Source organism: Microbacterium resistens, assembly GCF_021172025.1.
GTDB classification, from domain to species: domain Bacteria; phylum Actinomycetota; class Actinomycetes; order Actinomycetales; family Microbacteriaceae; genus Microbacterium; species Microbacterium resistens.
Genome location: NZ_CP082781.1, coordinates 3,831,790 through 3,857,887, shown reverse-complemented (window position 1 = coordinate 3,857,887; position 26,098 = coordinate 3,831,790). Strand labels below are relative to the sequence as shown.

General features: G+C 71.9%; 21 protein-coding genes. 13 read left to right on the top strand and 8 right to left on the bottom strand.

Going from position 1 to position 26,098, the window contains the following annotated elements; genetic code table 11:
* Nucleotides 1-194 precede the first annotated feature (194 nt).
* The 4 genes from K8F61_RS18215 to K8F61_RS18200 are packed head-to-tail and all read right to left on the bottom strand — an operon-like array spanning nt 195 to nt 5,282.
* Nucleotides 195-1,010, bottom strand: a complete 816-nt coding sequence (locus K8F61_RS18215; RefSeq protein WP_067249464.1) for a bifunctional allantoicase/(S)-ureidoglycine aminohydrolase — start codon at nt 1,008-1,010, stop codon at nt 195-197.
* Entirely contained in the window at nt 1,007-2,281 is a 1,275-nt protein-coding gene (locus K8F61_RS18210; RefSeq protein ID WP_231820181.1) for a DUF6986 family protein, read from the bottom strand. Before K8F61_RS18210 ends, K8F61_RS18215 begins: the two co-directional genes overlap by 4 nt.
* The gene (aceB, locus tag K8F61_RS18205; protein ID WP_418888056.1) at nt 2,281-3,885 is read right to left on the bottom strand and encodes a malate synthase A; all 1,605 of its coding nucleotides are present in this window, start codon (nt 3,883-3,885) and stop codon (nt 2,281-2,283) included. Before aceB ends, K8F61_RS18210 begins: the two co-directional genes overlap by 1 nt.
* Complete coding sequence (locus K8F61_RS18200) at nt 3,882-5,282, bottom strand: NAD-dependent malic enzyme (protein WP_219086621.1); 1,401 nt, start codon at nt 5,280-5,282, stop codon at nt 3,882-3,884. The genes aceB and K8F61_RS18200 overlap by 4 nt, the downstream gene beginning before the upstream one ends.
* Before the next feature lie 204 nt (nt 5,283-5,486).
* On the opposite strand from K8F61_RS18200, the gene K8F61_RS18195 reads away from it, so the two are divergent.
* Entirely contained in the window at nt 5,487-6,254 is a 768-nt protein-coding gene (locus K8F61_RS18195) for an IclR family transcriptional regulator (protein WP_219086619.1), read from the top strand.
* Nucleotides 6,255-6,440: 186 nt separating this feature from the next.
* Here the strand turns inward: K8F61_RS18195 and aceE are convergent, their stop codons facing one another.
* Nucleotides 6,441-9,131, bottom strand: coding sequence for a pyruvate dehydrogenase (acetyl-transferring), homodimeric type (gene aceE, locus K8F61_RS18190; RefSeq protein WP_231820179.1), 2,691 nt, complete (start codon nt 9,129-9,131; stop codon nt 6,441-6,443).
* Nucleotides 9,132-9,405: 274 nt separating this feature from the next.
* On the opposite strand from aceE, the gene allB reads away from it, so the two are divergent.
* The 7 genes from allB (at nt 9,406) to K8F61_RS18155 (ending at nt 17,831) form a co-directional block, all read left to right on the top strand.
* A complete protein-coding gene (gene allB, locus K8F61_RS18185) occupies nt 9,406-10,800 on the top strand; it encodes an allantoinase AllB (protein WP_231820178.1) in 1,395 nt (464 codons plus the stop codon).
* A 120-nt stretch (nt 10,801-10,920) separates the two neighbouring features.
* The gene (locus K8F61_RS18180; protein WP_067248604.1) at nt 10,921-11,673 is read left to right on the top strand and encodes an IclR family transcriptional regulator; all 753 of its coding nucleotides are present in this window, start codon (nt 10,921-10,923) and stop codon (nt 11,671-11,673) included.
* A 241-nt stretch (nt 11,674-11,914) separates the two neighbouring features.
* The gene (locus tag K8F61_RS18175; protein WP_157518267.1) at nt 11,915-12,073 is read left to right on the top strand and encodes a hypothetical protein; all 159 of its coding nucleotides are present in this window, start codon (nt 11,915-11,917) and stop codon (nt 12,071-12,073) included.
* 123 nt (nt 12,074-12,196) lie between these two features.
* Nucleotides 12,197-13,699 (top strand): xanthine dehydrogenase small subunit, encoded by a 1,503-nt coding sequence (locus tag K8F61_RS18170; protein WP_067248601.1) that lies wholly within the window; start codon nt 12,197-12,199, stop codon nt 13,697-13,699.
* Nucleotides 13,696-16,077, top strand: coding sequence for a xanthine dehydrogenase molybdopterin binding subunit (gene xdhB / locus K8F61_RS18165; RefSeq protein ID WP_231820177.1), 2,382 nt, complete (start codon nt 13,696-13,698; stop codon nt 16,075-16,077). The genes K8F61_RS18170 and xdhB overlap by 4 nt, the downstream gene beginning before the upstream one ends.
* A 12-nt stretch (nt 16,078-16,089) precedes the next feature.
* A complete protein-coding gene (gene xdhC, locus K8F61_RS18160; RefSeq protein ID WP_231820176.1) occupies nt 16,090-17,079 on the top strand; it encodes a xanthine dehydrogenase accessory protein XdhC in 990 nt (329 codons plus the stop codon).
* The gene (locus K8F61_RS18155) at nt 17,076-17,831 is read left to right on the top strand and encodes an SDR family oxidoreductase (RefSeq protein WP_231820175.1); all 756 of its coding nucleotides are present in this window, start codon (nt 17,076-17,078) and stop codon (nt 17,829-17,831) included. Before xdhC ends, K8F61_RS18155 begins: the two co-directional genes overlap by 4 nt.
* Before the next feature lie 287 nt (nt 17,832-18,118).
* Here K8F61_RS18155 and K8F61_RS18150 read toward each other — a convergent pair whose 3' ends face one another.
* From K8F61_RS18150 to K8F61_RS18140, 3 genes are all read right to left on the bottom strand, one after another.
* Nucleotides 18,119-19,297 carry an MFS transporter gene (locus K8F61_RS18150; protein WP_231820174.1) on the bottom strand — a complete coding sequence of 393 codons (1,179 nt, stop codon included), beginning with the start codon at nt 19,295-19,297 and terminating at the stop codon, nt 18,119-18,121.
* Nucleotides 19,298-19,433: 136 nt separating this feature from the next.
* On the bottom strand, nt 19,434-20,909 hold the full coding sequence (locus K8F61_RS18145) for an NCS2 family permease (protein ID WP_219085458.1): 1,476 nt from the start codon (nt 20,907-20,909) through the stop codon (nt 19,434-19,436).
* Nucleotides 20,910-21,020: 111 nt separating this feature from the next.
* Nucleotides 21,021-21,560: a nucleoside deaminase gene (locus K8F61_RS18140; protein ID WP_231820173.1), complete on the bottom strand. Its 540-nt coding sequence runs from the start codon at nt 21,558-21,560 to the stop codon at nt 21,021-21,023.
* Nucleotides 21,561-21,789: 229 nt separating this feature from the next.
* Between K8F61_RS18140 and K8F61_RS18135 the strand changes: the two genes are divergently transcribed.
* From K8F61_RS18135 to moaA, 5 genes are read left to right on the top strand one after another with little or no spacing between them, the layout of a single operon-like run.
* Nucleotides 21,790-22,197 carry a TOBE domain-containing protein gene (locus K8F61_RS18135; RefSeq protein ID WP_231820172.1) on the top strand — a complete coding sequence of 136 codons (408 nt, stop codon included), beginning with the start codon at nt 21,790-21,792 and terminating at the stop codon, nt 22,195-22,197.
* Nucleotides 22,194-23,024, top strand: a complete 831-nt coding sequence (gene modA / locus K8F61_RS18130) for a molybdate ABC transporter substrate-binding protein (RefSeq protein WP_231820171.1) — start codon at nt 22,194-22,196, stop codon at nt 23,022-23,024. The genes K8F61_RS18135 and modA overlap by 4 nt, the downstream gene beginning before the upstream one ends.
* A complete protein-coding gene (locus K8F61_RS18125) occupies nt 23,024-23,869 on the top strand; it encodes an ABC transporter permease (RefSeq protein ID WP_418888091.1) in 846 nt (281 codons plus the stop codon). The genes modA and K8F61_RS18125 overlap by 1 nt, the downstream gene beginning before the upstream one ends.
* Nucleotides 23,866-24,936 carry a sulfate/molybdate ABC transporter ATP-binding protein gene (locus tag K8F61_RS18120; RefSeq protein ID WP_231820170.1) on the top strand — a complete coding sequence of 357 codons (1,071 nt, stop codon included), beginning with the start codon at nt 23,866-23,868 and terminating at the stop codon, nt 24,934-24,936. Before K8F61_RS18125 ends, K8F61_RS18120 begins: the two co-directional genes overlap by 4 nt.
* Nucleotides 24,937-24,973: 37 nt before the next feature.
* Nucleotides 24,974-26,071 carry a GTP 3',8-cyclase MoaA gene (moaA, locus tag K8F61_RS18115; RefSeq protein ID WP_269456630.1) on the top strand — a complete coding sequence of 366 codons (1,098 nt, stop codon included), beginning with the start codon at nt 24,974-24,976 and terminating at the stop codon, nt 26,069-26,071.
* Nucleotides 26,072-26,098 lie beyond the last annotated feature (27 nt).

Genomic DNA, 26,098 nt, shown 5'->3' with positions numbered 1-26,098 from the left:
GAAGAGAACTTTTACTAGACGAAAGCTTACGGAGTCACCCGCCCGCCGTCAAGGGTCGGCCGCGTCTCCCGCCGCCACGGCCGCCCGCCGCCGTGCCACCCCGCGCCCGGGGCTGGCGGCCAGCCTCGGCGGGAACGACGAAGCCGTCGGAGTCCCGGAGGCTCCGGGACCCCGACGGCTCGGGGCGCATCGGCTCAGGTGAGCGCGATCTGGCGGTTCATGTCCTTGTAGAGCAGGTAGCGGAAGTCCTCCGGGCCGCCCGCGTAGCAGGCCTGCGGGCAGAAGGCACGCAACAGCATGTAGTCGCCGGCCTCCACCTCGACCCAGTCGTCGTTGAGGCGGTACACGGCCTTCCCCTGGAGCACGAACAGGCCGTGCTCCATGACGTGCGTCTCCGCGAACGGGATGGAGCCCCCCGGCTTGAAGGTGACGATGTTCACCTGCATGTCGTGCGCGATGTCGCTCGAGTCGGTGAAGCGCGTCGTGGCCCACGCGTCGGTCCCCACCATCGGCACCGGCTCGACGTCCTGGTCGCGCGTGACGAAGGACGCGGGAGCCGGCACGCCGTCGAGGTATTCGTAGGCCTTGCGGATCCAGTGGAAGCTCGTGAGCTCCTCGCCCTCGTTGGCCAGCGACCAGTCGGCGCCCGGGGCGAGGAACGCGTACCCGCCGGGCTCGAGGACGTGGCGTTCGCCCTCCAGCGTCAGGGTGAGGGATCCGGCGGTCACGAACACCACGCCCTCGACCCCCGCCTCCGCCTCGGGCTTCGCCGCACCGCCGCCGGGGGCGATCTCCACGATGAGCTGCGAGAACGTCGTGGCCGAGCTCGGCGTCGGGCGCGCGATGATCCACGCGCGCGTGTTCGTGAAGCCCGGGAGGGTGCTGGTGACGATGTCGCGCAGCACGCCCTTCGGGATGACGGTGTAGGCGAGCTTCACGATCGCGCGGTCGGTCAGCAGAGCCGTCTGCGGGGGCAGCCCGCCGGCCGGGGTGTAGTACGTGTACGTCATCGGTCCTCCTTGTCGGACAGGGCGAGCTTCGGGTGCGCGAGGCGGATCAGGGCCTCCCGCGAGGACCCGGCGGCGCCCTGCAGCTCGTCCTCGGTGATCGCCCCGCACTCCACGCCGCGGACGACGAAGCGGGCGAGCGCGCGGGCCGTGGCCGGCTCGTCCATGATCGCCTCGTCCCCGCCGTGCAGGTAGTTGCGCAGCCGTGCGGCCGCCGACGCGAACCCCTCCCGGTAGAAGGCGTAGGTCGCGAGGTACCGCGTCGGCAGCTGGGCCGCGTGCAGGTCCCACCCCTGGTAGTAGCCGCGTTCCAGCGAGCGCCGGACGAGGCGGGCGTGCAGGCGCCAGGCCTCGCGCACGTGGTCGGGGTCCCCCACCGGGATGACGTTGGTGGACCCGTCGGACAGCCGGATGCCGGTCTCGGCGACCGCGACCTGCATCACCTGCTTGGCGTAGTCCGCCGCCGGATGCTCCATCGACTGGTACGCCGCCGCGATCTGCAGGGAGGCGCTGTAGTCGTAGGTGCCGTAGTGCAGGGCGGTGATGCGGCCGGGTGCCCGGTGCAGCAGGGCGGCGACCGGCACGGTCCCGTCCGCCGCCACGATGAGCTGGGGCGTCTCCATCTGCACCTCGAACCGGAGACGGCCCGGAGCCAGCCCCAGCCGCTCCTCGAACGCCTCGCACAGCGCCACCATCGCCTCGATCTGGGCGACAGTGGTGACCTTCGGCAGGGTCAGCACGAGGCCGTCCGGGAGCCCGCCGTTCGCGACGAGCGTGGTGAGGAACAGATCGAGGGTGCGGATGCCGCGGCGCCGCGTCGGCGCCTCGAAGCACTTGAACCGGATCCCGATGAACGGCGGTGCGGTGCCCGCGGCGACCGCCTCGGCCACGCGCTCGGCGGCGAGGACCGCGTCCGCGTCCTCCTCGTCGTCCGGCCGCGCGCCGTAGCCGTCCTCGAAGTCCAGCCGCAGGTCCTCGACGGGCTCGCGGCGGAGCTTGGCGTCCACGAGTGGCGCGAGATCCTCGGCGAGGTGCCCGAGACCCACCGCGTCGGCGAGCGCCGCGGTGCCCCCGAAGGACCGCACGGCCGCGACGGCGTCCGCGCCCAGAGCGTCGGCGAGGCCCGGCCGGAACCGGTCCGCCGGGACGTAGAGGGTGTGCACGGGCTGGCGCGTGCCGTCGTCGCCCGGGTAGGCGGTGCGCAGCAGCGCGTCGGTGTCGGCCAGACGCGCGTCGATCTCCGCGAGGTCCTGCTCGTTCAGCGTCGCGGCCATCAGCTCACCAGCTCGTATGCGGCGGTCGTGAGGAAGTCGACGTACTCGTCCTCCAGGCAGAGGTCGCGGACGAGACGGGCGGCCGGTTCGTAGAACTCCGCGAACGCCGCCTCGTCGACCTCGCCGCGCAGGCGGTCGACCTCCTCGGCGAGGAGCTCCTCGACCAGGGCCGGGGTCACCACGCGACCCGTGTCCGCGAGCGTCGTCCCCACCCGGACCTGCTGCCAGATCTGGGAGCGGGAGATCTCGGCCGTCGCCGCATCCTCCATCAGATTGTGGATCGCGACGGCGCCGTTCCCGGACAGCCACACGGCGGTGTAGGCGACCGCGACATAGAGGTTCGTCCGGAGCCCCGCCTCGGTGGCCTCGCCGCCCGCCGACGCGACGTCGAGGAGCTGATCCGCGGTGACCGAGACGTCCTCCCGGAGCCGGTCGAGCTGGTTCGGACGGTCGCCGAGCACGGCGTCGAACACCTCGCGGCAGACCGGGACGAGATCCGGGTGTGCGACCCAGGACCCGTCGAACCCGTCGTCCGCCTCGCGCGTCTTGTCCGCGCGCACCTTGGCGATCGCCGCCTCCGTGACCTGCGGGTCCCGCCGGTTCGGGATGAACGCGGCCATCCCGCCCATCGCGAAGGCGCCGCGGCGGTGACAGGTGCGGACCAGCAGCTCGGTGTAGGCGCGCATGAATGGCGCCGTCATCGCCACGCTCGCCCGGTCTGGCAGGACGAACCGCTCCCCCGCGTCGCGGAAGTACTTGATGACGCTGAAGAGGTAGTCCCAGCGACCCGCGTTCAGGCCCGACGCGTGATCGCGCAGCTCGTAGAGCATCTCCTCCATCTGGAACGCCGCCGGGATGGTCTCGATGAGCATGGTGGCACGCACCGTGCCGTACGGGATCCCGAGCTGCTCCTGCGCGAAGGCGAACACATCGTTCCACAGCCGCGCCTCGAGGCGGCTCTCCATCTTCGGGAGGTAGTAGAACGGTCCCTGTCCGGAAGCCGACAGCACGGACGCGTTGTGGAAGAAGTGCAGACCGAAGTCCACGAGCGCCCCCACGGCGGGAACGCCGTCGATCGTGATGTGGCGCTCGTCCATGTGCCATCCGCGCGGGCGGACGACGACGACGGCGAGCGGCGCGTCCTCGCGCAGGCGGTACTCCTTGCCCTCCGGCGAGGTGTGCGCGAGGGTGCCTCGCGCCGCGTCGCGCAGGACCACCTGCGCGTCGACGACGTTGTGCCAGTGCGGCGTGCTCGCGTCCTCGAGGTCGGCGAGCCAGACCTTCGCCCCGGAGTTGAGCGCGTTGATGGCCATCTTGGCGGGCGTCGCGGGGCCGGTGATCTCCACGCGGCGGTCGCGCAGGGCCTCGGGCGCCTCGGCCACGCGCCAGTCGCCGGAGCGGATCGCGGCCGTGTCCGCCGCGAAGTCCAGTCGGCCGGCGGCGGAGGCGGCGGCGCGGGCGTCGGCGCGGGCGGCCAGGAGCTCGTCCCGGCGCGAGGCGAAGCGCTCGTGCAGCGCGGCGACGAACGCGAGCGCGTCCGGGGTCAGGATCTCCTCGGCGCGGTCGACCGCGGACGCGGTGGTGCGGATGTCGGGCACGGTCACTCCTTCTCGGACGCGGCGGACTCGGACGAGCGCACGATCGCGTCGGCGACGGCGCCCGCGACGAGGGGATCGAACACGCTCGGGATGATGAAGCTCGCGTTGAGCTCGTCCTCGCCGACGCGGTCGGCGATCGCCTCCGCCGCCGCGACCAGCATAGGCGTGGTCACCTCCGACACCCCGGCGTCCAGCAGGCCGCGGAAGACGCCCGGGAAGGCGAGGACGTTGTTGATCTGGTTGGGGAAGTCGCTGCGCCCCGTGGCGACGACCGCGGCATGGCGGGACGCGACGACCGGGTCCACCTCCGGCGTGGGGTTGGCCATCGCGAAGACGATCGCGTTCTCGGCCATCCCGGCGATGTCCGCCTCGTCGAGGATGTTCGGCGCGCTGACGCCGATGAAGACGTCGGCCCCGACCAACGCCTCCTTGAGGGTGCCCCGGAATCCGCGCGGGTTCGTCGTCGCGGCGAGCTCGACGCGGTGCGCGTCGGCGTACTCGGCGCCGGCGTGGATCGCGCCGTCGCGGCCGCAGGCGACGATGTCGACCGCGCCCTCGGCCAGCAGCAGCTGCACGATGGCGTTGCCCGCGGCGCCCACGCCGGACACGACGATGCGGACGTCGCCGATGGTCTTGCCGACCACCCGCAGCGCGTTGCGCAGCGCCGCGAGGGTGACGATGGCGGTGCCGTGCTGGTCGTCGTGGAAGACCGGGATGTCCAGCTCCTCGCGCAGGCGCGCCTCGATCTCGAAGCACCGCGGCGCCGCGATGTCCTCCAGGTTCACCCCGCCGTACACGGGCGCGATGGCCTTGACCGTGCGGATGATCTCCTCGGTGTCCTTCGTGTCCAGGCAGACCGGCCACGCGTCGACGTTGGCGAACTGCTTGAACAGGGCCGCCTTCCCCTCCATGACCGGCAGCGCCGCCTCCGGGCCGATGTCGCCGAGCCCCAGCACCGCGGTGCCGTCCGTGACCACGGCGATGGTGTTGCGCTTGACCGTGAGCTTTCGCGCCTTGGCCGTGTCCTCGGCGATCGCTGTGCAGACGCGGGCGACGCCCGGCGTGTACGCCCGGGACAGGTCGTCGCGATTGCGCAGTGCCACCCGCGGAACGACCTCGAGCTTGCCGCCCAGGTGCATGAGGAAGGTGCGGTCGCTGACCTGGCGCACCGCGACGCCGTCCAGCGCCTGGACCGCGTCGCGGATGCGCTCCGCGTGCTCCTCGTCGGTGGTGTTGCACGTGAGGTCCACGACGATCGACGCCGGATGGGACTCGACCACGTCGAGCGCGGTGACTGCGGCCCCCGCTCCCGCCGCGGCGGCGGCGAGCTCGCTCGTGACGCTGAAGTTCGACGGTGCGTCGATCCGCAGCGTGATCGAGTTCCCGGGTCCCGGATTCGCCATGTTTCCTCCTCTTCGAGGTGCGTCGCCTCCCGGCCACCACCACAGTCTCCCGACGAACGTCCATTCATTTCGCCTGGTGGAGTCAATTATCTACGATGCGGAAATTCTCCGCAAGCTCTTGGTATGCCAATTTTCGGATTCCGAAGGATTGCTACCGCATTGTGGAAGGATTGAACGACACGACGACCGTCCAGAGGAGACCCGATGACGGAGACCAAGACCTCGACCGAGGCCGGCGCCGGGGTGCGCTCCGTCGAGCGCGTGTTCGAGATCCTCGAGCTGGTGACCGACGCCGGGGGCGACGTGACCCTCAGCGAGCTCGCCGCGTCGACCGCCCTGCCGCTGCCGACCATCCACCGGCTGCTGCGCACGCTCGTCTCCCTCGGGTACATGCGCCAGCTCCCGAACCGGCGCTATGCCCTGGGACCGCTGCTCATCCGGATCGGCGAGGGGGCCTCGCGCCAGTTCGGCGCCCTGGCCCGCCCCCAGCTCGCGCGGCTCGTCGACGAGCTCGGCGAGAGCGCGAACATGGCGGTGCTCGACGGCGACATGGTCGTCTACGTCGCGCAGGTCCCGTCCCCGCACTCCATGCGCATGTTCACCGAGGTGGGCCGCCGCGCGCACCTGCACGACACCGGTGTGGGCAAGGCGATCCTCGCGCAGCTCCCCGACGACGCCGTGCGCGGGATCGTGGCGCGTGCCGGCATGCCCACTCCGACCGACCACAGCATCGGGTCGATCGATGTGCTGCTGGCCGAGCTCGAACGGATCCGCGAGCGGGGGTACTCGATCGACGAGCAGGAGCAGGAGATCGGGGTCCGGTGCTACGCGATGGCGGTGCCGGACGCCCCCACGCCGACGGCGGTGTCGGTGTCCGGTCCCGTCTCCCGCGTCGACGAGCCGTTCGCCGTCCGCGCCGTTCCGCTGCTGCGCTCGGCGGCGGAGGCCATCCGCGCCGAGCTCGCCGCCTAGCCCTGCCCGTCCGGCCGCTGAGCGAGCGCCGCGAGACGAAACGCGCTCACCACGTTTCGACTCGTCGCTGCGCTCCTCGCTCAACGACCGACAACCACCGGTCGTTGAGCGACACTTCGACTCGCTGCGCTCGCTCAGTGCAGGTCTCCGCGAGACGAAACGCGCTCACCCGTCCGCAGCGCGGGACTACTCGCCATCGCCGCCGCTGGTGCCCGCGTTCACGTCGAGCAGGCGGTAGCGCTCGGCGGCCTGGGCGGGCGCCGCGGCGTCCACCTCTCCGCGCTTCGCGAGCAGCTGCAGCGTGCGCACCGCGATCGACGGTCCGTCGATCTTGAAGAACCGCCGGGCGGCGGCCCGGGTGTCCGAGAAGCCGAAGCCGTCGGCGCCGAGGGTCGCCCAGTCGTTCTTCACGAACTGGCGCACCTGGTCGGGCAGGTCCTTCGCGTAGTCGCTGACGGCGACGATCGGTCCCTCGGCCCCCGCGAGCTGCGAGACGAGGAACGGCGTGCGCGATCCCCGCCCGAGGAACTCGTCCTCCTCCGCCGCCACGGCGTCGCGGCGCAGCTCGGTCCACGAGGTGACCGACCACACGTCGGCGGCCACGCCCCACTCCTCGGCGAGCATCTTCTGCGCCTCGAGCGCCCAGGTCACACCGATGCCCGAGGCGAGCAGGTGCGTGCGCGGGTTCTCCACGGCCGAGATGCGGTGGATGCCGCCCAGGATGCCCTCGACATCGACGTCCGCCGGCTCGGCGGGCTGCACGATCGGCTCGTTGTAGACCATGAGGTTGTAGATGACGTTGCGGTCGGTGGAGTCCGGGCCGTACATGCGCTCGATGCCGGCGCGCATGATGTGGCCGATCTCGTAGCCGTACGCGGGGTCGTACGTGACGACGGCCGGGTTGGTCGCCGCGAGCAGGGGCGAGTGGCCGTCCGCGTGCTGCAGACCCTCGCCCGTGAGCGTGGTGCGGCCGGCGGTGGCGGAGATGAGGAAGCCGCGCGCCATCTGGTCGGCGGCCGCCCACAGCGAGTCGCCCGTGCGCTGGAAGCCGAACATCGAGTAGAAGACGTACACGGGGATGAGCGGCACCCTGTGCGTCGCGTAGGCCGTCCCTGCTGCGGTGAACGCCGCGATCGACCCCGCCTCGTTGATGCCGACGTGCAGGATCTGGCCCGACGTGCTCTCCTTGTACGACAGCACGATGTCGCGGTCGACGGCGAGGTAGTTCTGCCCGTTCGGGTTGTAGATCTTCGCCGTCGGGAAGAACGCGTCCATGCCGAACGTGCGCGCCTCGTCGGGGATGATCGGCACGATGCGGTGGCCGAACTCCTTGTCGCGCATGAGGTCCTTCAGCACCCGGACGAACGCCATGGTCGTCGCGGCCTCCTGCTTGCCGGAGCCGCGCGCGGCGACCTCGAAGACCTTCGGATCGGGCAGGGCGATGGGCTCGTGGGCCGGGCGACGCTCGGGCAGGTAGCCGCCCAGGGCACGGCGGCGCTCCTGCAGGTACTGGATCTCCGGAGCGTCCGCTCCGGGGTGGTAGTACGGCGGCAGGTACGGGTTCTCCTCGAGCTGCGCGTCGGTGATGGGCACGCGCAGGTGGTCGCGGAAGTCCTTGAGATCCTGCAGGGTGAGCTTCTTCATCTGGTGCGTCGCGTTGCGCGCCTCGAAGCGGGGGCCGAGGCCGTAGCCCTTGACGGTCTTCACGAGGATGACGGTGGGCTTGCCGTTGTGCTCGAGCGACTTCGCGTAGGCGGCGTACACCTTGCGGTAGTCGTGGCCGCCGCGCTTGAGCCCCCAGATCTCGTCGTCGGTGAGACCGTCGACGAGGGCGCGGGCGCGCGGGTCGCGTCCGAAGAAGTTCTCCCGGATGAACGCGCCCGACTCCGCCTTGTACGTCTGGTAGTCGCCGTCGCGCGTCGTGTTCATGACGTCGACGAGCGCGCCGTCCGTGTCACGGGCGAGCAGGTCGTCCCACTCCCGGCCCCAGATCACCTTGATGACGTTCCAGCCGGCGCCGCGGAAGAACCCCTCCAGCTCCTGGATGATCTTGCCGTTGCCGCGCACCGGGCCGTCGAGGCGCTGCAGGTTGCAGTTGACGACGAAGGTGAGGTTGTCGAGGCCGTCGTTGGCGGCGAGCTGCAGCAGGCCGCGGGACTCGGGCTCGTCCATCTCGCCGTCGCCGAGGAACGCCCAGACGTGCTGGTCGGAGGTGTCTTTGAGGCCGCGGCCGTGAAGGTAGCGGTTGGCCTGCGCCTGGTAGATCGCGTTCATGGGGCCGATGCCCATCGACACCGTCGGGAACTCCCAGAACTCCGGCATCAGGCGCGGGTGCGGGTACGACGACAGCGCATGGCCCTCGCGGGACTTCTCCTGACGGAACCCGTCGAGGTCCTCCTCGGTGAGGCGGCCCTCCAGGAAGGCGCGGGCGTACATGCCGGGCGAGGCGTGGCCCTGGAAGAAGACCTGATCGCCGCCGCCGGGGTGGTCCTTGCCGCGGAAGAAGTGGTTGAAGCCGACCTCGTACAGGGTGGCGGCGCCGGCGTAGGTGGAGATGTGGCCGCCGACCCCGATGCCGGGGCGCTGGGCGCGGTGCACCATGACGGCCGCGTTCCACCGCATCCAGGCCCGATACCGCCGTTCCCGCTCCTCGTCGCCGGGGTAGCCGGGCTCCTCGGAGGCCGGGATGGTGTTGACGTAGTCGGTCGTCGTCATCGGCGCGGCGCGCAGCCCCGCGTGATCGGCGAGCATGCGGACGATCGCGGCGCCGTTGTCGGCCCCGCGCACCTGCACGAGCGCGTCGAGGGAGTCGCGCCACTCCGCCGCCTCCTCGGCGTCGAGGTCGGCGACAGAGGCGGAGAGGGAGAGATCGGTCACGGATCGGCCTTCTTTCGGGAGGCGGGGACGGCGGTGGCCCGCGAACCGGCCGGAACGGACGTCGGGCCGGCGGGACGGATCATTACTTCCGATCTGCGGAAGTTTTCTTCTACACTGCGAAATGGTACGCCAAACCCCGAGAGGACGCCACCATGCTCCGCGACCGCATCGCGACCGCGCAGGAGGAGTTGACGGGCGAGGGAACGGCGTGCGCTAATTTCTTTGGATGAGATCCGGGTTTCGTATGGTGGAAGCCCGCAGAAGGGACCGCGACATGTCGCAAGAGACCGCACGGGACGACGCCGCCGCGGCGTCGCTCGACCCCACCGGCGAGCGCTACGACCTCGTCATCCGCGGCGAGCGGGTGCTCACGACGGCGGGCATCAGCCCCCGGGAGGTGGGCGTCCGCGACGGCGTCATCGTCGCGATGCAGCCGCTGGGCAACGGCCTCGTCGGTGACGAGGTCATCGAGCTCGCCGCGGACGAGACGCTGATCCCCGGGCTCGTCGACACGCATGTGCACGTGAACGAGCCCGGCCGCACCGAGTGGGAGGGCTTCGCATCGGCCACGCGCGCCGCGGCCGCCGGCGGGGTCACCACGATCGTCGACATGCCGCTGAACAGCATCCCGCCGACCGTCACCGTCGAGGCCCTGAACGTCAAGCGCGAGGCCGCCCAGGGCCAGACCCACGTGGACGTGGGCTTCTGGGGCGGCGCGATCCCGGGCAACACCGGCGATCTGCGCGGCCTCCACGACGCCGGCGTCTTCGGCTTCAAGTGCTTCCTGCTCCACTCGGGCGTGGACGAGTTCCCTCCGCTGGACGCGGACGAGATGGAGAAGGACATGCGCGAGCTGGCCTCCTTCGACTCCGTGATGATCGTGCACGCCGAGGACTCGCGCGCCATCGATCGCGCCCCGCGCCCGGAGGGCGACGACTACGCCAAGTTCCTCGCCTCCCGCCCGCGCGGTGCGGAGAACCTGGCGATCGCCGAGGTCATCGAGCGCGCGCGATGGACGGGCGCACGGGCGCACGTCCTCCACCTGTCCTCGTCCGACGCCCTCCCCATGCTGCGCTCCGCCAAGAACGACGGCCTCCGCCTCACGGTCGAGACCTGCCCGCACTACCTCACCCTCACCGCCGAGGAGATCCCGCACGGCGCCACGCAGTTCAAGTGCTGCCCCCCGATCCGCGAGGCGGGCAACCGTGAGCTGCTGTGGCAAGGGCTGGAGGACGGCACGATCGACTTCATCGTGTCCGACCACTCCCCCTCCACCCTCGACCTCAAGGACCTGGAGAACGGGGACTTCGCCGTGGCCTGGGGCGGGGTCGCGTCGCTGCAGCTGGGTCTGTCCCTGATCTGGACCGAGGCCCGCCAGCGCGGTCTGTCCCTGGAGACGGTGGTGTCGTGGATGAGCGACCGCCCCGCCCAGTTCGCCGGACTGACCGGCAAAGGCCGCATCGCCCCGGGCTACGACGCCGACTTCTCGATCTTCGCGGCGGACGACGCGTTCGTCGTGGACGTCGCGAAGCTGCATCACAAGAACCCCCTCACCCCGTACCACGGCAAGGCGCTCGCGGGCGTCGTGCGGCGGACCTGGCTGCACGGCGAGGTCGTCGACGGCGAGACGCCCCGCGGCCGCCTGCTGCGGCGCGGCATGACGGACTGACCCGCCCCGGCGGAGCGGCCCGGCGCCGCTCCGCCTTCGCATTCCCGCGCGGCACATGGGATAGCCTGTCCGACAGAAGACTTCCACGATGCGGATATCCCCGCCCGACGAAAGGCCCTCATGCCCGCTGGACCCTCGGACGGCGTGAAGTCCGTCACCCGCGTCTTCGACCTTCTCGAGCTCATCGCCGACGCCGGCGGCGACGTCACCCTCAGCGAGCTGTCCGCCGCGGCCGACCTGCCGCTGCCGACGATCCACCGTCTGCTGCGCACCCTCGTGTCCCTCGGCTACGCCCGTCAGCTGGCGAACCGCCGGTACGCGCTCGGTCCTCGCCTCGTGCGCCTGGGCGAGGTCGCGAACCGGAAGTTCGGGCAGATCGCCATGCCGCAGCTCAAGGAGCTCGTGGAGCGCCTCGGCGAGACCGCCAACCTCGCCACGATCGACGGCGACCGCGTCATCTACGTCTCCCAGGCCCCGTCGCCGCACGCGATGCGGATGTTCACCGAGGTCGGCCGCCGCTCGCACCTGCACTCGACGGGAGTGGGCAAGGCGATCCTCTCCCAGCTCGGCGACGACGAGGTCCGCGAGATCATCGGCCGCACCGGCCTGCCGCCCGCGACGGCCCACTCCCTCACCACGATCGACGCCCTGCTCGCCGACCTCGCCGTCTCCCGCGAGCGCGGGTTCGCCATCGACGACGGCGAGCAGGAGATCGGCGTCCGCTGCTACGCGATGCCGGTGCCGGGCATGCCGGTGCCGACGGCGGTGTCGGTCTCGGGGCCCGTGGCGCGGGTCGACGAGGACTTCGCCGAGCGCGCCGTGCCCGTCCTGCGGGAGATCGTCGAGGAGATCGCCGCGCTCGCCGCCTCCTGACCCCCGTCCGCCTCCGTCGGGCGGGGTCGCCGGCCCCGCCCGAGAACCCGGAAGCCGGCGGGCGCGACCCCTCAGAAGGTATACCGCCGAGGGCGGAAGGTATACCGCCGATCCTCTTGACCGCCGTCGCGCGGCGCCGTTACGCTTTCCGTTATCCAGAACTTCGGTTCCGTGATATGGAATTCTGGTCCGTTCCTCGCTTCCGGGGAGCGCTCGACGACGAGACAGAGGAGAGGTGACGATGACGCCGCAGGACGATCAGCGCACAGAGGACGCCGCACGGGCGGCCGCTCACCCGCTCATCCACGTCGACCCGGACTTCTATTTCCCGGCGCAGCGCGAGTCCGGAGCCCGCCGGTTCCTGCGCGCCCTGCGCCACCTGATCCCCCGAACCACCTGACCCGAGACCGCCCCTGCCGCCGCGGCGACGCGGCGCCTAGACTCGCAGCCAAGCGTCCGCACCGGCGACGAACGCCCGCACCGCCCGACGCTGCGCACGAGCCGGAACGAGGAGAACACCTCCATGACTGACACCGACGTCACCCTCACCGTCAACGGGACCTCCCGTCCGCTCGGCGGCACCCCCGCGCACACGACCGCCCTCGACTGGCTCCGCGACACCGGCCTCTCCGGGAGCAAGGAGGGATGCGCGGAGGGGGAATGCGGCGCCTGCGCCATGCTGCTGGCCACCCCGACGCCGGACGGCGGCACCGCCTGGACGCCCGTCAACGCCTGCCTCGTTCCCGTCTACGCGCTCAACGGCCAGGAGATCGTGACGGCCGAGGGCCTGGGCTCCCCCGAGGACCTGCACCCGGTGCAGGAGAAGCTGGCCGAGGCCGGGGGCTCCCAGTGCGGCTACTGCACGCCCGGCTTCGCGTGTTCCATGGCCGGCGAGTACTACCGCGCCGACCGCGCGCCGATCGACGCCTCCGCCCCGGCGCACGACGAGGACTGCCCCGCGCATGACGCCGAGCACGGTCCCAACGGGTTCGACCTGCACGCGCTGAGCGGCAACCTCTGCCGCTGCACCGGCTACCGGCCGATCCGCGACGCCGCCTACTCGCTGGGCTCGCCGGCGGACTCCGATCCGCTGCGGCAGCGGCTGCAGGAGCCGGCCCCCTCCGCCATCCCCACGGACGCCGTCGTGGACGGCGCGCGCTTCGTCCGCCCGGCGACCCTCGCCGAGACCCTGCGCCTGCTCCACGACGAGCCGGACGCGCTGCTCGTCGCCGGCTCCACCGACTGGGGCGTCGAGGTCAACATCCGCGGCCGCCGCGCACCGCTCGTCGTCGCGATCGAGCAGCTCGACGAGCTGCGCACGCTCTCGATCGAGGACGACGTCGTCGAGATCGGAGCCGCACTGTCGTTGAGCGAGGTGGAGAAGCGCCTGGACGGCCGCATCCCCCTGCTGGCCCAGCTGTTCCCGCAGTTCGCCTCCCGCCTGATCCGCAACCGCGGCACGTTCGGCGGCAACCTCGGCACCGGGTCCCCGATCGGCGACACCCCGCCGGCGCTGCTCGCGCTCGGAGCCCGGGTCGTGCTCGCGTCCGTCGCCGGCGAGCGCGAGGTCGACCTCGCCGAGTACTTCACCGGATACCGGCAGACCGTCCGCGCCGCGGACGAGCTGATCCGGGCCATCCGGATCCCCCTCCCGCTGGCCGGTCTCACCGCCTTCCACAAGATCGCGAAGCGGCGCTTCGACGACATCTCCAGCGTCGCGGTCGCCTTCGCCCTGGACGTCGACGACGACGGGATCGTGACGGCCGCGCGGATCGGCCTCGGCGGTGTCGCCGCCACGCCGCTGCGCGCCCGCGCGACGGAGGAGGCCCTGATCGGCCAGCCGTGGAACGTCGCCACCGTCCGCACGGCGTCGGAGATCCTCAAGAACGAGGGGACGCCGATGTCGGACCACCGCGCGAGCGCCGACTACCGCTCGCTCATGCTGGGCTCGGCCCTGCTCAAGCTCTACAGCACCACGCAGCGCCCTCAGGCCGAGGGCATCGACTCGAAGGAGGTCCCGGCATGAGCGCCCTGGCCGATCGTCCCGAGAACCCCGTCGTCGGCGTCCGCGCCGCGCACGAGAGCGCGGCCCTGCACGTGACGGGGGCGGCGATGTACACCGACGACCTCGCGGCGCAGACCGCGGGCGTCCTGACCGCCTGGCCGGTCCAGTCCACCCACGCGCACGCGAAGGTGACGGTCGACGTCTCCGGCGCCTACGAGGTCCCCGGAGTCGTCCGCGTGCTCACGGCCGCCGACGTGCCGGGCGTGAACGACGCCGGCATCAAGCACGACGAGCCGCTCTTCCCCGACGAGGCGATGTTCTACGGGCACGCCCTGGTCTGGGTGCTCGGCGAGACGCAGGAGGCCGCGCGCCTCGGCGCCGAGCGCGTGCAGGTCGAGTACGAGGACCTCCCCTCCTTCATCACGGTGCAGGAGGCCATCGACGCCGGGTCCTTCCAGGGGATCCCGCGCACGGTCGTCCGCGGCGACGCCGCGGCCGCCATGGCCGCGAGCGCGCACGTCTTCGAGGGGGTGAGCGAGTTCGGCGGGCAGGAGCACTTCTACCTGGAGACGCACGCGTCGCTGGCCGTGCGCGACTCGGAGGGGCAGTACTTCATCCAGTGCTCCACGCAGCACCCGTCCGAGACGCAGGAGATCGTCGCGCACGTGCTCGGCGTCACCTCCAGCCAGGTGACCGTGCAGTGCCTGCGCATGGGCGGCGGGTTCGGCGGCAAGGAGATGCAGCCCCACGGCTTCGCCGCGATCGCGGCCCTGGGCGCGAAGCTCACCGGACGTCCGGTGCGCGTGCGCCTGAACCGGACGCAGGACCTGACGATGACCGGCAAGCGCCACCCCTTCCACATCACGTGGAAGGCCGGCTTCGACGAGTCCGGGATGATCCAGGCGCTCGAAGCCGTGCTGACGGCGGACGGCGGGTGGAGCCTGGACCTGTCCGAGCCGGTCCTGGCGCGGGCCCTGTGTCACCTGGACAACTCCTACTGGATCCCCAACGTCCACGCGCACGGCAGGATCGCGAAGACGAACAAGACCTCCAACACCGCCTACCGCGGCTTCGGCGGCCCCCAGGGCGTCTACCTGATCGAGGACATCCTCGGCCGCGTCGCACCGCAGCTGGGGATCGACCCGCTGCGCCTGCGCGAGCAGAACTTCTACCGGCAGGGGCAGACGACGCCCTACGGCCAGACGGTGAAGGACGCCGACCGGCTCGGGACGATCTGGAACCAGCTCCTCACCGAAGCGGACGTGGTGTCGCGCCAGGCGGAGATCGCCGCCTTCAATGCGGCCAGCCCGCACGTGAAGCGCGCGATCGCGATGACGCCGATCAAGTTCGGCATCTCCTTCAACTTCGCCGCGTTCAACCAGGCCGGCGCCCTCGTGCACGTCTACAAGGACGGCTCCGTGCTCATCAACCACGGCGGCACCGAGATGGGCCAGGGCCTGCACACGAAGATGATGCAGGTCGCCGCCACGGCGCTCGGGCTGGAGCTGCACCAGGTGCGCCTGGCTCCGACCCGTACCGACAAGGTCCCGAACACCTCGGCCACGGCCGCGTCCAGCGGCGCCGACCTCAACGGCGGGGCGGTCAAGAACGCGTGCGACCAGATCCGCGAGCGGATGGCGAAGGTCGCGGGACGCCTCCTCGGCGTCGACGAGCGCGACGTGCGCTTCTCCGGCGGTTACGTCACCGGTCTCGGGAACACCGTGCAGCGGCTGACGTTCGCCGAGGTCGCCGCGGCGGCGTACTTCCAGCGCATCCAGCTGTTCGCCGCCGGCTACTACCGCACCGAGGGCCTGCACTGGGATCCCGAGGCCATGCACGGATCCCCGTTCAAGTACTTCGCGTACGGCAGCGCCGCCACCGAGGTCGAGGTTGACGGGTTCACCGGCGCGTACCGGGTGACGCGCGTCGACATCGTGCACGACGTGGGCGACTCCCTCTCCCCGATGCTCGACATCGGCCAGATCGAGGGCGCCTACGTCCAGGGCGTGGGCTGGCTGACGCTGGAGGAGCTGCGCTGGGACCAGAGCGACGGCCCGCACCGCGGCCGGCTGCAGACGCAGTCCGCGTCCACGTACAAGCTGCCGAGCTTCTCCGAGATGCCCGAGCAGTTCCACGTGCGCCTCTTCGAGAACGCGCGGGAGGAGGGTGCCGTCTACGGATCCAAGGCCGTCGGCGAGCCGCCGTTCATGCTCGCCTTCAGTGCCCGTGAGGCGCTCCGCCAGGCCGTCGCGGAGTTCGGGCCCACCGGTCACTCCGTGGACCTCGGCTCGCCGGCGACGCCCGAGGCGGTGTTCTGGGCGGTCCGCCGTGCGCAGGAGGCGGGCGCCTCCCGGGACGCCGCAGCGGCGCCCGCCGAGCGGACGCTGTCCACCGTCTGATCCGAGGATCCCGTGGACTGGCTCGACGCCCTGCAGCGGCTGCGCGCACAGCGCACGCCGGCGGTCGTCGTGACCCTGGCCATGGTGCGCGGGCACTCGCCGCGCAACGGCGGGGCGAAGATGGTCGTCTCCCCCGGCGACGTCTTCGGCACCGTCGGCGGCGGCAACCTCGAGGCCACCGCGATCGACCGTGCGCGCGCCATGCTCGCCCAGGGCACCGCAGAGCCGGAGCTGCTGACGCTCACGCTGAGCGATAAGGCGACGACCGAGTACGGCGTGCAGTGCTGCGGAGGAGAGGTCACGATGATGCTCGAGCCGATCCGGGTCGTCCCGTCCGTCGCCGTCTTCGGGCTCGGCCACGTCGGACTGGAGCTGGCCCGCATCCTGTCGCGGCACGAGCTGGAGTTGACGCTCGTCGACTCGCGAGCGGAGATGCTCGCGCCCGAGCGGATCGGGGATCCGGGCTCCGCCGGGGTCCTGGGCGACGCCGTCGCGCGGGTCCGCGTCATGCATGCTCCCGTCCCCGAGTCTGCGCTGGCGGAACTTCCCGGGGGCGCGCACGTGCTCGTCATGACCCACGACCACGTCGAGGATCTGGCCGTGGTGGACCAGGCGCTGCGCACGCCCGGGCTCGGGTCCGTCGGGCTGATCGGATCGGCGTCGAAGTGGGCGCGGTTCCGGAAGAAGCTCCGCGAACTGGGCCAGGACGAGGCGGCGCTCGCCCGGGTGACGACGCCGATCGGCATTCCCGAGGTGACCGGGAAGCAGCCCGCGGTGATCGCAGTGAGCGTCGCGGCCCGGATCCTGCAGCTGATCGACGACCAGGCCCCGGTCGTTGAGCGAGCGCAGCGAGACGAAACGCCCCCGCCCCCGGCCGTTGAGCGAGCGCAGCGAGACGAAACGCCCCCGCCCCCGGCCGTTGAGCGAGCGCAGCGAGACGAAACGCCCCAGCCCCCGGTCGTCGAGCGAGCGCAGCGAGACGAAACGCAGCGCCCCGGATGAGCGCCCCCTCCGTGATCGTCACCGGTGCCGGCAGCGGCATCGGCCGCGCTGTCGCCCGCGCCCTCCTCGCGGACGGCTTCGGGGTCACGCTCGCGGGGCGCCGCGGTGAAGCGCTGGAGGAGACGGCGTCGTCGGCGGGAATCCGGGCAGAGGGGGCGCTCGTCGTCCCGACGGACGTCACGGACGCGGCGCAGGTCGATGAGCTCGTCCGCCGCCACGTCGAGCGGTTCGGTCGGCTCGACGTCCTGATCAACAACGCCGGGGTCTTCGGACCGGTCGCCGACGTCGGCTCCCTGGATCCGGACGAATGGGACGCGACCTGGGCGGTCAACGTCACCGGCGCCGTCCTGTGCGCCGGTGCGGCTTTCCGGCAGATGCGCGCGCAGCGTCCGGCGGGCGGTCGCATCGTGAACAACGGTTCGATCTCGGCGCAGACGCCGCGGCCGCTGTCGGTCGCCTACACGACGACGAAGCATGCGATCGCGGGGCTGACGAAGTCGATCGAGCTCGACGGCCGGGATCACGGCATCACGGCGACGCAGCTCGACATCGGCAACGCCCGCACGGGCATCGTCTCGGGGATCGTCGGGGACGGAGCGCTCCAGGCCGACGGCTCCCGTCGCATCGAGCCCACGATGGATGCCGCGCATGTGGCGGATCTCGTGGTCCGCGTCGCTCGCCTGCCGCTCGATGTGAGCGTCCCGCAGCTCACCGTGACCGCCGCCGGCATGCCGTTCATCGGCCGCGGCTGACCCCCCTCCCCGTCTCCCACTCCCCATCCTCGGGTTTGGGGCCCATTCCAGGGGTTCGGGGTCCGCCGCGGGGCCGTTTCGCCCCGGATCGCGCCCCGAAACCCCCGACAGATCCCCCGGAGCCCGCGACACGGGCCGGGGATGAGGCCGGGGGGGGTGGGGCCCGCTCCGGGGAGTTGGGGTCCACGGCGGGGTCTGCTGGCTCCGGACTGTGCCCCGAACGGGCGGGACGGGCCCCGAACCCGGCGCCGCGCGGGGCGGGACGGCGCGCGGGTGGAGACGCCGGATCAGGCCGCGGGAGGACGGGAGAGGAGGAAGGCGCAGGGCAGGGTGAGGAGGGCGAACGCCGCGGCGGCGAGCAGAGCCGCGGGGAACGCGAAGGCGGCGGCGAGCGCCCCGACGACGACCGCCCCGAGACCGGTGCCTGCGTCGAAGCCGATGTTCCACGCGGCGCTCGCGACGACCTGATCGCGCGGGGCGACGGCGGCGAAGGCCGCGCCCATCGTCAGGTTCTGCAGTGCGCCGTATCCGATCCCGACGAGGGCCATGCCCGCCGCCAGCGCCCCGTCGCGCCCGGGCTCCGCGGCGGCGAACGCGGCGAGCCCGAGCCCGCCGACGGTGGTGAGCACGAACGGCCACAGCAGCCGTCGCATCCCCACCCGGTCGGCCACGTGCCCGATCCCCCAGCGGGTCAGCGCGGCGAGTCCGGTGAGCGCGAGCAGGGCGAGGGTCGTGGTCGCCGCGTTCGCGGTGAGCTGCGGGACGAAGGTGATGAGCGCACCGCCGGCGAGCGTCACCCCGAGCAGCAGCAGCACGGGCGGCACCAGACCCACGAAACGACGCAGGCCCCGATGCGCGTGGGCGGGCACGGGATGGGGCGGGATCGCCTCCAGCCGCGCCCCGAGGCGCGCGGCGGCGACCACGCCCGCCAGGGGAACCGCGGCCGCGACGAACACCGCCGCGAACCCGAAGGTCTCGGCGATCCAGGGGGCGAGCGGCAGCACGAGCACCTGCGGCCCGGCGATCCCGAGTCCGAAGGCGCCGATCGCGCGGCCTCGCCGTGCGGGCTCGATGAGCTCGGCGACGGCGCTCGATCCGCAGACGGTGAGGATCGCGAACCCCACGCCGCGCAGTGCCGCGATGGCGAGGATGGGCACCAGCCCGTCGGACAGCAGATGGAGCGGAGCAGGGAGGCCGAGGAACACGAGCCCGGCGATCAGCACCCGCTTCCACCCCCAGCGACGGAGGAGGCGCGGCACCGCGAGCTGCGCGAGGACCGTGCAGAGCATGAAGATCCCGGTGACGAGACCGACGCCGAACTCGTCGGCGCCGCCCCGCGCCGCCCACAGCGGCGCCACGGGGAAGAGGAGCGCGTAGCCGGTGAACCCCGACACGATCATCGCGAGGAGCGCGGGCATTCCGGGCTCGCGCCAGACGGACCGGGCGCTCTGCGTCTGCGTCGTCATCGTGCTCCATCCTCCCACCGCGTCCGCCCTCGCCGCCCGCCCCGGCGCCCCGCCCCTCACGCCGAGTGGTCAGCTTCTGTGGGTTGCACCGGCGCGAACCCGCAGAAACTGACCACTCGGCTACCGGGGAGGGGGATCAGCCGCCCGCGAGGAGCGCCTCGATCGGACCGCGGGCGAAGTACACGGCGAAGCCGGCGGCGACGACCCACAGCAGCCAGTGCACCTTGCGCGCCCGGCCGGCGAGCGTGTTCACGACCGCCCAGGCGATGAACCCGGCGCCGATCCCGTTCGCGATCGAGTAGGTCAGCGGCATGGTGACGATCGTGAGGAACGCGGGCATCGCCACGGCGAACTTGTCGAACTTGATCTCCCGGATCTGCGCCATCATCAGCGCGCCCACGATCACGAGGGCGGCCGCGGCCACCTCGATCGGCACGATGGCCGTGAGCGGAGTGACGAACATCGACAGCAGGAACAGCCCGCCGGTGACCAGCGCCGCGAGCCCGGTCCTTGCCCCCTCCGCGATGCCGGCCGCACTGTCGATGAAGACCGTCGCCGAGGAGCTGGAGGTGCCACCGCCCATGACGGCGCCGGCGCCCTCGACGACGAACGCGCTGCGCAGGCGCGGGAAGGTGGCGTCCTTGCGCGCGATCCCCGCCTCCCGCGCGAGCCCGGTCATGGCGCCCATGGCGTCGAAGAAGTTCGTGAACAGCAGAGTGAAGACGAGCATGACCGCGGACAGGATGCCGATGCGGCCGAAGGATCCCAGGAGGTCGAACTGCCCGACGAGGGAGAAGTCCGGCATGCTGACCCACTGCGCGGGCATCGCCGGCACGGACATGTGCCAGCCCCCGGGGTTCTTCCCTGCGGGATCGAGCGGGCCGAGCTTCATCGTCGCCTCGACGATCACCGAGACGATGGTGCCCGCGATGATGCCGATGAGGATGGCCCCCGGCACCTTCCGCGCGATCAGGATGCCCATCAGCACCAGCGTGCCGACGAAGATGAGGGTCGGGATCGAGGTCAGCGAACCGCCGTCGCCCAGCTGCACGGGCGGGCCGGCCGGGGTCCGGTTGACGAAGCCGGCGTCGACGAATCCGATGAAGGCGATGAACAGGCCGATGCCGACCGTGATGGCCGCCTTGAGCGCCTGCGGCACGGCGTGGAAGATCGCCGTCCGGATCCCGGTCGCCCCGAGCAGGACGATCAGGATGCCGTTGATCATCACGAGCCCCATGGCCTCGGGCCAGCTCACGTCGCCCACGACCGAGACGGCGAGGAAGGAGTTGATCCCGAGCCCGGCGGCGAGCGCGAACGGCACCCGGGCGACCAGGCCCATGAGGAGGGTCATCACTCCGGCGGTCAGACCGGTCGCGGCCCCGACCTGCGCGAAGTCGAGGGAGTTGCCCGTGACGTCCGTGCCCCCGGACAGGATGATCGGGTTGAGGATGACGATGTACGCCATCGCGAAGAAGGTGACGAGTCCTCCGCGGATCTCCTGCGGGATGCTGGATCCTCGCCGGGTGATGTCGAAGAACCGGTCGAGGGCGCCCTTGGGCTCGGGGGGTTCGATGGCGTCCGCGCCATCGCGGACTTCGGCGGTCTGAGACATGTGCTCTCCTGCTCGAAAGGCGTGCCCGGACGTCCTCGTCCGGGCACGACGGTGTATTGGTGACGTGCTCGCGTCGTGTGCGGGGATAGGGTGCGCGGATCGCGCGGTGTGTCAGTAGTCGGTGCGGTTCGCCGTGTGCGTCCACTCGGTGAACGGGGCGACGCGCTGGTCGGCGGGCAGCGCCTCCTGGGCCACGGGCATGATCTCCCGGTCCTGGGCGTCGCCCTCGAAGTAGCGGTAGAACAGTGCGTCGTCGAAGCCCGCGTCGGCCGCGTCGTCGCGGTCCGCGGCGAAGTACACGCGGTCGATGCGCGCCCACAGCGACGTCGCCAGGCACATCGGGCACGGCTCGCAGCTGGTGTAGAGGACGGCGCCGGTGAGATCGAACGTGGACAGCCCTGCGCAGGCGTTGCGGATCGCCGTCACCTCGGCGTGCGCGGACGGGTCGTTGTTGGCGGTCACGCGGTTCACGCCCTCGAAGACCCGGCCGTCAGCGGTGACGACGATCGCGCCGAACGGGCCTCCGGAGTTGCGAACGTTGTCGGTGGCGAGGTCGACCGCGCGGGCGAGGTACTCGGCGGGGCTGGGCGTGGTGGCATCGGCGGCCCCGTCGACGGGGGTGCCAGAGGTGCTGAGGCCGATCGTGTGCATCAGAGAGCTTCCTTGCTGTCGCTGTCGCGGTGAGGACCGATCGGGTGAGGGATCCTCGTCGATCCGCGGTGGGGAATCTGATGCCCTGGACGAGTTTCAGAGGGGATCCTCCCGGGCGCTTCGAGGCTAGCAACGAAGATCGCGCTCGTCCACGGCTATTCGGAAAAAAGCTTCCACAATGTGGTATACCTTCTTGCTGTTCCGCATGTGCGGAGATATCGTCGCCATCATGACGCATTTTCGGATCAGCGAGGCCGCAGCGCTCGTCGGCGTGAGCGACGACACCGTCCGGCGGTGGGTCCACGACGGGACCCTCACCGTGTCGCAGGACGCGTCGGGCAGGCAGGTCGTGCCCGGGGCCGAGCTGGCCGAACGGGCCAAGGCGATGGCGGCGGACGTCACGGATGTCGGCGATGTCCGCCGCAGCGCCCGCAACCGCTTCGTCGGGCTCGTGACCCGCGTGGAGATCGACGGCCTGATGGCGCAGGTCGAGCTGCAGTGCGGACCGCACCGTGTCGTGTCCCTGATGTCCGCCGAGGCCGCGCGCGAGATGCGGCTGGAGGTCGGATCCAAGGGCGTCGCCGTGGTCAAGGCGACCATGGTCATCCTCGAGACGGACAAGGACCCCCTCCGATGAACGCTTCCCTCCCCCGCCGCGCCGGCCTGGCCGCCGCGCTCCTGACCGCCGCCCTCGGGCTCGGCGCCTGCGCTCCGGCCGGGGCGCCGACCGACGCGGCCCCCCAGACCCCCTCCCCCGGCACGTCGTCCGCGCCGGGGGAGGAGACGCTCGACGGCGAGCTCACGATCTTCGCGGCGGCCTCGCTGTCCGGGGCGTTCGACGAGCTCGCTGCCGCGTTCGAACAGGCCCACCCCGGCGTCGACGTGCGGCCGATCTCCTACGACGGTTCCTCGGTGCTCGCCACGCAGATCATCGAGGGCGCCGCCGTGGACGTGTTCGCCTCCGCGGACGAGAAGAACATGGCGAAGATCACCGACGCAGGACTCGCCACGACGACCGTCCCCTTCGCCACGAACGTCCTGCAGATCGCCGTCCCGGCGGGCAACCCCGGGGATGTTCAGGGGCTGGTCGACCTCGCCGACCCCACGCTCACGGTGGTGACGTGCGCGGCGGAGGTGCCGTGCGGGAACGCCGCGCACACGTTGCTCGATGCGGCGGGCGTGACGGTGACGCCCGCCAGCGAGGAGCAGAACGTGACGGCCGTGCTCGCCAAGGTGCGTTCGGGCGAGGCGGATGCGGGTCTCGTCTACCGCACCGACGTCGCCGCGGCCGCGAGCGAGGTGGACGGCATCGACATCGACGGGGCGGATCAGGCCACGAACGTCTATCCGCTCACGGTCCTCGACGGCGCCGCGAACTCGCCGGCCGCGACCGCGTTCGTCGACTTCGTGCTCTCCCCCGACGGCCGGGCGGTGCTCGCGGACTTCGGCTTCGGAGCCCCGTGATCGCCGAGTCCCTCCCGACGGAGGCACCGGGGCCGCCGCGGCGCTCCGGGCTCCGCGACGCCCGCATCCCGATCTGGCTCGCGGTGCCTGCGGGCCTGGGCGTCCTCCTGCTCCTGCTGCCGTTCATCGGCCTCCTCGTCCGCCTCGACTGGGCAGGGGTTCCCGCCGCGGTGACCGCTCCCGAGGCCCTCCAGGCCCTGGGCCTCTCCCTGGCCACCGCGACCGCCGCGACCATGCTGTGCGTCCTGCTGGGCGTGCCCCTCGCCCTCGTGATCGCGCGGAGCCCGTCGTGGCTCGCCGCCGTCCTGCGGACGCTCGCGACGCTGCCGCTCGTGCTGCCCCCGCTCGTCGGGGGCATCGCCCTGCTCTCGCTGCTGGGGCGCAACGGGCTGCTGGGCGGGGCGCTCGATCTCCTCGGGGTCCGCATCCCGTTCACGACGGCGGCCGTGGTGATCGCGCAGACGTTCGTGGCGCTGCCCTTCCTGGTGATCTCGATCGAGGGGACGCTCCGGGCCGTCGGCACCGGTCACGAGCGCGTGGCGGCGAGCCTCGGCGCCGGGCGCTTCACCGTGTTCCGCCGGGTGATCCTGCCGCTGGCGGCCCCGGGTCTCGTCGCGGGGACGGTCCTGTGCTTCGCCCGGGCGCTCGGCGAGTTCGGCGCCACGGCGCTGTTCGCCGGCAACGCCCCCGGGGTGACCCGCACCATGCCGCTCGCGATCTACACGGCGTTCAACGGCGCCGGCGTCCGTCAGGACACCGCGATCGCGCTGTCGCTGATGCTCATCCTCGTGGCGGTCGGCGTGCTCGTGCTCATGCGCGGCTGGCGGGCGGACGCGATCCGATGACCCTCCATGCCGACGTGCGCGTCCGGGCCGGGGCCTTCGTCCTGGAGGCCGGGATCCGCGCCGAGCCCGGCGAGGTGCTCGCGATCCTCGGGCCGAACGGATCGGGGAAGTCCACCCTGCTCGCCGCCATCGCGGGGCAGCGGCCGGCGACCGGCTCGATCCGTCTGGGAGACCGGGAGCTCCTCGGCCCCGGACGCGCCGTCCCCGCCGAGCGGCGCCGGGTGGGTCTGCTCGGACAGCAGGCCCTGCTGTTCCCGCATCTCAGCGCGCTCGAGAACGTCGCCTTCGGCCCGCGGGCGCAGGGGACGCCGCGCGCGCGTTCCCGCGCCGAGGCACGGCGGTGGCTGGACGAGGTCGGCATGGCCGGGTACGCCTCACGTCGCCCCGCACAGCTCTCCGGCGGGCAGCAGCAGCGAGTGGCGCTGGCCCGCGCGCTCGCGGCCCGGCCCGGCGCGCTCCTGCTGGACGAGCCCTTCTCCGGCCTCGACGCACAGACCGCCGGCCAGGCCCGTCGCCTCGTCGCCGACCAGCGAGACCGCTCCGGCGTCCCGCTGGTGCTGGTCACGCACGATCCGATGGATGCGGTGGTCCTCGCCGCGCGGACCGTCGTGCTTCAGGAGGGCCGGATCGTCCAGCAGGGCGCCACGGCCGAGGTGCTGGGGCATCCCGGATCCGCGTTCGTCGCGGCAGTGGCCGGGGTGAACCTCGTCACGGGCGTCGGCGCCGGCGGCGGCGTCCTGGCGCGGGGCACGGACGGGGCGCCGATCGTGCTCTCCGACGGGCGGTCTGTGATCGACGGCGCGCCCGCATCCGCCGTGTTCGCGCCGTCCGCGGTCCGGGTCCGCGCGGTGGGCGACGCCGCGGAGGAGGCGCGGCCGAACGCCTGGGCCGGCACCGCTGCGCTCCTCGAACCCGTTCCGGGCGGCGTCCGGATCCGCACCGCGGAGCACCCCGACATCGCCGTCGACTGCCCGGCCCCCGCCGCCGCGACGCTCGGGCTCCGGCCCGGCCTGCGGCTGGGGTTCACGATCGCCGAGACCGACATCTCCGTGCGCTCCTCCGCCTGAGCGGTGGTACGGTTATCGACTCGTAAGGGGGTGGACGATGACGATCCCACCGATTCCCCGCACCGCAGAGGGCGGCGTGGGCGCGCGGCGGCTGCCGTCGACCGGCCTGCTCGCAGACCGTCTCGACCGCCCGATGCGGGATCTGCGGATCTCCGTCACCGACCGCTGCAACTTCCGCTGCGGCTACTGCATGCCGAAGACCGTGTTCGGGCGTGACTACGCGTTCCTGGACCGCGACGAGCTGCTGACCTTCGACGAGATCGAGCGGATCGCGCGGATCGCCGTCGCCCACGGGGTCCGCAAGCTCCGCCTCACCGGCGGCGAGCCGCTGCTGCGCAAGGGCATCGAGGAGCTCGTGGCCCGCCTCGCGGCGCTGCGCACGCCCGAGGGCGACGGGCCGGAGATCGCGCTCACGACGAACGGCTCCGCCCTGCCCGTGAAGGCCGCGGCGCTGCGCGAAGCAGGTCTCGACCGCGTGACGGTGTCCCTGGACTCGCTCGACGACGCGCTGTTCCAGGAGATCAACGACGTCCGCTTCCCCGTCGCCAGGGTCCTGGACGGGATCGACGCGGCCCTGTCCGCCGGATTCCCGACCGTCAAGCTGAACATGGTGGTCAAGCGCGGCCTGAACGACGGCGAGATCGTGGACATGGCGGCCCGCTTCAAGGGGACCCGGTGCACGCTGCGGTTCATCGAGTTCATGGACGTCGGCACCTCCAACGGCTGGTCCCTCGACGCCGTCGTTCCGTCCGCCGAGGTCGTGGACCGCATCTCGGCGGTCTTCCCGCTGGAGCCGGCGGAGGCGACGGCCCCGGGCGAGACCGCCCAACGCTGGCGCTACCGGGACGGAGAGGGCGAGATCGGCGTGATCTCGTCGGTCACGCAGGCCTTCTGCGGGACGTGCAACCGGGCCAGGATCTCCACGGACGGCAAGCTCTACACATGCCTGTTCGCCGACGAGGGGCACGACCTGCGCGCCCTGCTGCGGGGCGGGGCCGACGACGAGCAGCTGTCGGCGGCGATGGCCGGGATCTGGGGCGCGCGGGACGACCGCTACTCGGAGATCCGCTCCAGCCTCACGCCGGAGCTGCGCGCCGCCCGCCAGCGGATCGAGATGAGCTATATCGGCGGCTGATCCCGGTCCTCATCGGTTCTCGAGCGG

Coding starts and splice junctions, on each gene's coding strand:
- K8F61_RS18215 (WP_067249464.1), bottom strand. CDS start 1,010: ATGACGTACACGTACTACACCCCGGCCGGCGGGCTGCCCCCGCAGACG.
- K8F61_RS18210 (WP_231820181.1), bottom strand. CDS start 2,281: ATGGCCGCGACGCTGAACGAGCAGGACCTCGCGGAGATCGACGCGCGT.
- K8F61_RS18200 (WP_219086621.1), bottom strand. CDS start 5,282: ATGGCGAATCCGGGACCCGGGAACTCGATCACGCTGCGGATCGACGCA.
- K8F61_RS18195 (WP_219086619.1), top strand. CDS start 5,487: ATGACGGAGACCAAGACCTCGACCGAGGCCGGCGCCGGGGTGCGCTCC.
- allB (WP_231820178.1), top strand. CDS start 9,406: ATGTCGCAAGAGACCGCACGGGACGACGCCGCCGCGGCGTCGCTCGAC.
- K8F61_RS18180 (WP_067248604.1), top strand. CDS start 10,921: ATGCCCGCTGGACCCTCGGACGGCGTGAAGTCCGTCACCCGCGTCTTC.
- K8F61_RS18175 (WP_157518267.1), top strand. CDS start 11,915: ATGACGCCGCAGGACGATCAGCGCACAGAGGACGCCGCACGGGCGGCC.
- K8F61_RS18170 (WP_067248601.1), top strand. CDS start 12,197: ATGACTGACACCGACGTCACCCTCACCGTCAACGGGACCTCCCGTCCG.
- xdhB (WP_231820177.1), top strand. CDS start 13,696: ATGAGCGCCCTGGCCGATCGTCCCGAGAACCCCGTCGTCGGCGTCCGC.
- K8F61_RS18155 (WP_231820175.1), top strand. CDS start 17,076: ATGAGCGCCCCCTCCGTGATCGTCACCGGTGCCGGCAGCGGCATCGGC.
- K8F61_RS18150 (WP_231820174.1), bottom strand. CDS start 19,297: ATGACGACGCAGACGCAGAGCGCCCGGTCCGTCTGGCGCGAGCCCGGA.
- K8F61_RS18145 (WP_219085458.1), bottom strand. CDS start 20,909: ATGTCTCAGACCGCCGAAGTCCGCGATGGCGCGGACGCCATCGAACCC.
- K8F61_RS18140 (WP_231820173.1), bottom strand. CDS start 21,560: ATGCACACGATCGGCCTCAGCACCTCTGGCACCCCCGTCGACGGGGCC.
- K8F61_RS18135 (WP_231820172.1), top strand. CDS start 21,790: ATGACGCATTTTCGGATCAGCGAGGCCGCAGCGCTCGTCGGCGTGAGC.
- modA (WP_231820171.1), top strand. CDS start 22,194: ATGAACGCTTCCCTCCCCCGCCGCGCCGGCCTGGCCGCCGCGCTCCTG.
- K8F61_RS18120 (WP_231820170.1), top strand. CDS start 23,866: ATGACCCTCCATGCCGACGTGCGCGTCCGGGCCGGGGCCTTCGTCCTG.
- moaA (WP_269456630.1), top strand. CDS start 24,974: ATGACGATCCCACCGATTCCCCGCACCGCAGAGGGCGGCGTGGGCGCG.